Consider the following 6715-nt stretch of genomic DNA (forward strand, 5'->3'; position numbering starts at 1 on the left):
GAACCCGGACTGCGCCGCGAGGTGCTCGACCCGGCCGGCCCGGACGGCTCGGGCCGGCTGCTGCCGTCGCTCTGGGACGCCGCCGCCGATCGGGCCAGCCGGGCCGCGTACGTGGATCTGCCGCCCGGCGGGGTGGTAGTGGTCAGCGGCGCGCTGCTGCTCGGCGGCGCGTTGCCGTTCGACGTCACGGTCCACCTCGTGCTGTCCCCGGCGGCGCTGGACCGGCGTACCGACCCGGCGCTGCGCTGGACGCTGCCCGCCTTCGCCCGCTACGCCGACGAGGTCGACCCCGCGTCCTTCGCCGACGTGGTGGTCCGGGCCGACGACCCGCGCCGCCCCGCGCTGGTCGAGGCGGCCTGACCAGCGGCTACGGACTCACCGGAAACACTCAGGAAACAGCCGGTTTGGCCCGCCGTGGGCGGGGGTAATCGCCCGGCTCACAGAGCACGGGTGATCTCGTCGCCCGCGCATCCACAGTCGGACCGGGGTCCGGGGCGCTGGCCGCCCCGGTCCGGTATGAGGACGTAGGAAGGCAGGCAGCGATGCTCGTCCACGACACGACAGCCACCGGCCGCTCCCAGGCGGAGGTCGACCAGATCCGGCAGTCCCTGCGGTCGCGGTACGACGAGCTGACCGCCGAGTACGAGCAGACGCTGGCGCAGAGCCACGTGCTGCGGCTGGTCGAGGTCGGCGACACCGCCGGCGACGACCAGGCCGACAGCGGCACCAAGACCGCCGAGCGGGACACCGCGCAGTCGCTGCTGCGCACCATCCTGGACCGGCGGGCGCAGTTCGAGCACGCGCTGACCCGCCTGGACGAGGGCACCTACGGCTTCTGCGAGGGCTGCACCGCCCCGATCCCGGTGGAGCGGCTGGAGATCTTCCCGTCCGCCACCTCCTGCGTGGCCTGCAAGCAGACCCGGGAGCGGCGGGCGGCCTGACGCCGATGCGGTTGCCGGTCGGTCCGCCGACGCGATGAACTCCCACCATGGGTGAGATCAAGGTGGGCACCGCCTCGTGGACCGACCGGACGCTGCTCGACTCCGGCTGGTATCCGGACAGCGCCGACACGCCGGAGCGCCGGCTGTCCTACTACGCCCGGCAGTTCCCGCTGGTCGAGGTGGACGCCACCTACTACTCGCCGCCGGCCGAGCGCACCGCCCGGCTGTGGGCCGAACGCACCCCGGCCGGGTTCACGTTCAACGTCAAGGCGTTCAGCCTGCTGACCGGCCACCCCACCCGCGTCTCCGCGCTCTACAAGGACCTGCGCCCGGACACGGACAAGCGCAACGTCTACCCGGACGACCTGCCCGCGCAGGCGTACGAGGAGGTGTGGACGCGGTTCCTGTCCGCCCTGGACCCGCTCGTCGACGCGGGCAAGCTGGGCGCGCTGCTGTTCCAGTTCCCGCCCTGGTTCACCATCAAGCGGGACAACAAGCAGTACCTGCTGGAGGTGGCCCGCCGGTGCGCGCCGTTGCGCCCGGTCTTCGAGTTCCGGCACGCCTCCTGGTTCGACGGCGACAACGCCGACGAGACGCTGGGCTTCCTGCGTGAGCACGCGCTGCCGTTCGTCTGCGTGGACATGCCGCAGGGACACAAGTCGTCCGTCCCGCCGGTGCTGGCCGCCACCGCGGACCTCGCGATGGTCCGCTTCCACGGGCACAGCGACAAGTGGACGAGCAAAGACATCCACGAGAAGTTTGGCTACGACTACTCCAAGCGGGAGCTGCGCGACTGGGCGCCGAAACTGCGCGAGTTGGCCGGCGAGGCCGAGCAGACACACGTCCTGATGAACAACTGCTACCGCGACTACGCGCAGCGCAACGGGCGGCAGCTACAAGCCCTGCTAGCTCCGGAAACGTAGCCTTACGCGGCGGGTCGGCCTTGGTGCAGCGCTGATACAGAGCTTGAATGGTCAGGTTCGTCCACTGTGGTTTGGCGTGTCGGCGTGATCTTCGGTGGTGGCCGTTTGGAACCTCTGCACTCCTCGGGCCGGCGCTGCCGGGCAGGCCAGGGAGCCTGCCCGGGATAGCGCGCGCCAATTCTCCACCACCGTCTCGCCAACGGTGCCGGGGCCGTGCCGCCGTTCGGATTGGTCGGCGCAGCTGGCCATGCCGCAGCTCCGATGTTGCCGGGGCTCGGGTCGTGCGTTGCACAGACTCGACCTGCTTGTGCTGGGGCACCTCGTCACGCCGATGGTCATGATTGAAGCTCGGCGAGATCTTCCATGTATCGATGCCGTCCGCTACTCTCTATGCAAGATCCAAGAGTTAGAGAAACGGGGAACGGTGTGAGATTTCGGAAATCGAAGGCATTGCTGGCCATGGTGCTGGTCGTTCTGGGTGTCAACTTCGCGAGCGGGAAGCCGGCTTTCGCTGCCCCTTACTGGCAAACCTATACCTTTACTTCTTCTTGGCACTGCAGTCAACTCTCCACTAATACGTCAATCGCTGCCGTCTCGGCTTGCACGATTGTCAGCGGCAGCAACACGCAAGCTGCAATGATCGTGACAAACAAGACTACGAACTTTATCGAAATCCAAACTGGCTTCCCCGCCCCTACCGATGAAGCCAGCGATTCTGGCGTGCAGATGTGGAAGAGTGGTGTGCGCCAGTCATCCTACGACGCGGATTGCCTCTCCAGCGTCCTCGGCGGAGGGCTGAGTCGAGTCTGCTTTGGCCCCACCTTCTCCGCGTCATGTAGTAGCTATGTGCAGGCGAAGGGCTCGGTGCGCTACTCACTGCAGGGGTCCAGCCAGTCGAGTTACGGTCAGGGTTGGGGCCCTACCTGGAAGATGTGTTCCTAGGCTCTCATGACGTGAGCCGTGTCAGAGCAATGGCCTCGAGGGCTTTCTCGAGGCCATTGTGTATGGCGCATCCGCTGTTCCTGGATGCAGGGTTATCTGGTGTCCCCGAGCTGAGCCGCCCCCGCTTTTATGGAGCTTCTTGACCATGGTTTGATGGCCGTGGGGGAGGAAGTCGTCCGTGGCAGCACCGAAGAATTACTCCGATGAGCTACGTCAGCGCGCTGTGCGTCTGTACCGCGAGTCGGATCCGAAGCCCGTGATCCGGCGCTTGGCCGAGCAGCTTGGCGTGCATCACGAGACGCTCAGGAACTGGATCCGCCAAGCCGAGGCTGACGCAGGTGAGCGTCACGACCGGCCGACCAGTGGGATGGCGGAGGAGAACCGCCGGCTGCGTAGGGAAGTCACTGAGCTGCGGCGGGCGAACGAGATCCTGAAGGCTGCGAGCGCGTATTTCTCGGCGGAGCTCGACCCGACCCGGCGACGGTCATGAGGTTCGTCCACGAACACCGTGACCAGTTCGCGGTCGCGCTCCTGCTACGGGTCCTGAACATCGGCGCCTCGACATACTAGGGCGTGTTTCATAAGCCGGTCAGAGCCACTCGCAGATGATGGTGATGGTCAGGACGGCCTGGAAGCGGACGGCTAACTTGTCGTAGCGGGTGGCCGCGCCGCGGTGGCGCTTGAGTCGGGCGATGCCGTTCTCGACGGCATGCCGCATCCGGTAGAGGTCTGGGTCGAACTTCGGCGGGCGTCCGCCGTGGCTGCCCTTGGCCTTGCGGTGGGCGTCCTGGTCCTTCTTTCGCGGGATGCATGCCTTGATCCCTCGCTTGCGCAGGTAGGTGCGGTTGCCGCGGCTGGTGTAGGCCTTGTCGGCCAGGACCAGGTCGGGGCAGGTGCGGGGTCGGCCGACGCCGAGGCGGGTGATCCGGATGCGGCGCAGGACGGGGATGAACTGCGGGCTGTCCCCACGATGCCCGGCGGTCACGGTCATCGACAGGACCTTCTGGCCCTGCTCGCAGGCCAGGTGAGTCTTGGTGGTCAGCCCGCCGCGTGAGCGTCCCAGCGCATGATCGGCTGGCTCGTCGTGCACGCCGCCGGGTGGTTCCTTCTGCAGGTGCCCGTCGGTGCGGGCGCCGGCGGCGTGTTGGTGGGCGCGGCTGGTCATCGAGTCCACGCTCACCGTCCACCCGATCCGACCGCCGGCGTCGCCAGCGGCTTGCAACGCCGACAGGATCTTGTCCCAGGTGCCGTCGCGCTGCCACCGGCGGAACAGGCCGTAGACGGTGGGCCAAGGCGCATACTCCGCCGGCACGTCCCGCCATGGGGCGCCGATCCGGATCCGCCACCGGATCCCGTCGATGAGCTGCCGTTTCTCCCACTTCGGCGGACGACCCGTAGCTGGCGCGGCAGGCAACAGCGGAGCCAGAACAGCCCACTGCCCGTCGGTCAGGTCATGCCGCCTCGTCACCGCTACGCTGGCCACGAGGTCTCCGGTATGAAGTTCTTGCTTGGTCGCAGAACCAGATACCGGAGACCTCTTCAGTTGTCGATCACCGCCACACCGTGACCTCGACGCTGCCAGCCCGACTTACGAAACACGCCTTAGCACATACCGTCAGCCAGCGTGTCGGCTACCGCCACATGCTGGTCACCGCCCGACTAACCCACGCCCGCCGAGTATCCGCCAGCATCGACGCCGTCCGGTCCCGCACCCGTCCTTTGGCGCGCTCTGCGCCGGGCGTCCTTTCGGCTGCGCCGCTGCGCGGGCCTTGCGGCCTCGCGGGCTGCCGGCTCGTCGACCTGCTGGACGCCTGAGGGCCGCTGGCACCGGCCTGGGACGCCGACACGATGACTCACCCTCCGAGGGTGAGGCCGGCTCACCCGTCCGCGCCGCAGCATGACCGTGGACGCGCTCCGCCGGCCGGGCGGAGGCGCCGCGACGAGGAGGTGGGTCATGACGGTACGGGTGGTGGCGGATCGACGCCGCGGTGGCGTACTGCACGTGGTCGGCAGCTCCGAGGCGCCTCGGCGGGCCGAACGGCCCGGCTGGTTCCGTCCGACCCGGCTGTGGCGGGGGCCCAGCGGACCGCCGCGCCGCGCCGAAGACCGACGCTGGGAGACCGACGCACGGGGGTGATCCCGATGGCCGAACAGATGTTGTCCGCGTTCGAGTCCTCGCTGGACAAGACGAACGTGATGCTCAAGGAGATCGAGTCCGCGTACGGCTGGCCCAAGGAGCAGCGCAACCAGTCCTACGCCGCGTTGCGTACGGTGCTGCACCTGCTGCGGGACCGGATGCCGGTGCAGGAGAGCGTCGAGTTCGCCCAGCAGTTGCCGGTGCTGGTGCGGGGCGTCTACTTCGACGGCTGGCAGCCGGAGAACGTGCCGATCAAGCTGAACCGGGACGACTTCCTCTACGAGGTGCGCCAGGGCTTCCCGTACGACGCCGAGGGCGGCGCGCAGCGGGTGGTGCAGGTCGTGCTGGACACGTTGCGCCGGCACGTCACCCAGGGCGAGTGGCAGGACGTGAAGTCCACCATGCCGAAGGATCTGCGTCAGCTCATTCCCTGACCCGGCGCTGGCCCGGTCCGTCCCGCCCCCTCGGCGGGGCGGGCCGACGGCGTCCCGACCGTCGCCGCGCCCTACTGAAGGCTGATCTGGAACACCTCGAACGTGGCGCCGAACCGCGCGCCGAGCCGGCGCCCGGCCGGCCGGGCCATGCCCTCCAGGAACTCCTCGGCGTCGAAACCGCCGTCGCCGAGTCCGGTCAGGTACGCCCCGTGCGCCCGCAGCGACGCCACGCCCTTGTCGAACGTGTCGGTCACGTCCACCCCGTGCCGGGCGGCCGGCGACCCGGCCGCCCACACCTCGCGGACCCGCGACCACGGCTGGATGCCGTCGGTGAGCTGCTCCGGGAAGATCCACCGGTTGCCGGCGTCGCGGACCGCGTCCAGCGTGGCCCGGCCGCAGGCGATGTGGTCGGCCTGGTTCAGCGCGTACGCCCCGTCCCAGGTCTCCCGGAAGTTGTTCGTCAGCACCACGTCCGGCCGGTGCCGGCGCACCACAGCGGCGATGGCCCGGCGCAGCGGCACGCCGTACTCCAGCAGCCCGTCGGGCAGGCCGAGGAACTCGACCACTGACACCCCGACCACGGCGGCGGAGGCGCGCTGCTCCTCCTCGCGTACCACCCGGGCGCGCTCCGGCGTCATCCCGTCGATGCCCGCCTCGCCGCTGGTCAGCAGGCAGTAGACGACCTCCTTGCCCTGGGCGGTCCAGCGCGCCACCGCGGCGGCGGCGCCGAACTCCAGGTCGTCGGGGTGCGCCACCACTGCGAGCGCCCGCTGCCAGTCCTCGGCCAGTGGGGTGAGCGGCTCCGGCTGCGTCACGTGGACCTCCTCGCACGTCGTCCTTCCGTCATCCTGGCATCCGCCGGTCCCGGACGCTTGCCCCGCGAACCGTCCGTACGACGGTGTCCGGGCGTCTACGGTGTGGTTAGAGAAGATCGGGCGTGGGGTACCACCCGCTGCACACGGACCCCGGCACCACGCGGGGCGGCACACCGAGGGAGCACCCATGGCATTGAACGACGACGACATCCAGAGCAGCGGCGGCAGCGGCCTGGAGGGCCCCGCTGACGGCGGTGCCACCCCGGGTCAGCACGACGGTGGCGCGGACGGCGGCGCGGAGGGCCCGGCCGACGGTGGCGCGACGCCGGGTCAGCACGACGGTGGCGCGGACGGCGGCGCGGAGGGCCCGGCCGACGGTGGCGCGACGCCGGGTCAGCACGACGGTGGCGCGGACGGCAGCGCGGAGGGCCCGGCCGACGGTGGCGCGACGCCGGGTCAGCACGACGGCGGCGCCGACGGCAGCGCCTGACACATGAGCACGCACGTCGACCCGCCGGGTGGC

Annotated in this window: 7 protein-coding genes and 1 pseudogene; 6 read left to right on the plus strand and 2 right to left on the minus strand. The window is 69.6% G+C overall.

The annotated features are described in order from the left end of the window. The 4 genes and pseudogenes from KBX39_RS19055 to KBX39_RS19070 all read left to right on the plus strand — a co-directional run. Positions 1 to 360, plus strand: a pseudogene (locus tag KBX39_RS19055) (uridine kinase); the annotation flags it as partial. Between the two features lie 182 nt (positions 361 to 542). After that, positions 543 to 941 (plus strand): TraR/DksA C4-type zinc finger protein, encoded by a 399-nt coding sequence (locus KBX39_RS19060; protein ID WP_043324464.1) that lies wholly within the window; start codon positions 543 to 545, stop codon positions 939 to 941. 47 nt (positions 942 to 988) lie between these two features. Then, on the plus strand, positions 989 to 1864 hold the full coding sequence (locus KBX39_RS19065) for a DUF72 domain-containing protein (RefSeq protein WP_210871802.1): 876 nt from the start codon (positions 989 to 991) through the stop codon (positions 1862 to 1864). Positions 1865 to 2984: 1120 nt separating this feature from the next. After that, the gene (locus KBX39_RS19070; RefSeq protein ID WP_210871804.1) at positions 2985 to 3296 is read left to right on the plus strand and encodes a transposase; all 312 of its coding nucleotides are present in this window, start codon (positions 2985 to 2987) and stop codon (positions 3294 to 3296) included. A gap of 99 nt (positions 3297 to 3395) precedes the next feature. Here the strand turns inward: KBX39_RS19070 and KBX39_RS19075 are convergent, their stop codons facing one another. Next, positions 3396 to 4289, minus strand: coding sequence for an IS5 family transposase (locus KBX39_RS19075; protein ID WP_210871806.1), 894 nt, complete (start codon positions 4287 to 4289; stop codon positions 3396 to 3398). Positions 4290 to 4948: 659 nt separating this feature from the next. On the opposite strand from KBX39_RS19075, the gene KBX39_RS19080 reads away from it, so the two are divergent. Beyond that, positions 4949 to 5377, plus strand: coding sequence for a DUF2267 domain-containing protein (locus KBX39_RS19080; RefSeq protein WP_166456069.1), 429 nt, complete (start codon positions 4949 to 4951; stop codon positions 5375 to 5377). 71 nt (positions 5378 to 5448) lie between these two features. Here KBX39_RS19080 and KBX39_RS19085 read toward each other — a convergent pair whose 3' ends face one another. Beyond that, positions 5449 to 6192 carry a PIG-L deacetylase family protein gene (locus KBX39_RS19085; RefSeq protein WP_166456068.1) on the minus strand — a complete coding sequence of 248 codons (744 nt, stop codon included), beginning with the start codon at positions 6190 to 6192 and terminating at the stop codon, positions 5449 to 5451. A gap of 187 nt (positions 6193 to 6379) precedes the next feature. Between KBX39_RS19085 and KBX39_RS19090 the strand changes: the two genes are divergently transcribed. Then, positions 6380 to 6682 (plus strand): hypothetical protein, encoded by a 303-nt coding sequence (locus KBX39_RS19090; RefSeq protein WP_026268594.1) that lies wholly within the window; start codon positions 6380 to 6382, stop codon positions 6680 to 6682. The last annotated feature ends 33 nt before the right edge of the window (positions 6683 to 6715 follow it).

The organism is Micromonospora sp. D75 (assembly GCF_018070405.1).
Classification (GTDB): Bacteria; Actinomycetota; Actinomycetes; order Mycobacteriales; family Micromonosporaceae; genus Micromonospora; species Micromonospora chalcea.

Coding starts and splice junctions, on each gene's coding strand:
- KBX39_RS19090 (WP_026268594.1), top strand. CDS start 6,380: ATGGCATTGAACGACGACGACATCCAGAGCAGCGGCGGCAGCGGCCTG.
- KBX39_RS19065 (WP_210871802.1), top strand. CDS start 989: ATGGGTGAGATCAAGGTGGGCACCGCCTCGTGGACCGACCGGACGCTG.
- KBX39_RS19060 (WP_043324464.1), top strand. CDS start 543: ATGCTCGTCCACGACACGACAGCCACCGGCCGCTCCCAGGCGGAGGTC.
- KBX39_RS19080 (WP_166456069.1), top strand. CDS start 4,949: ATGGCCGAACAGATGTTGTCCGCGTTCGAGTCCTCGCTGGACAAGACG.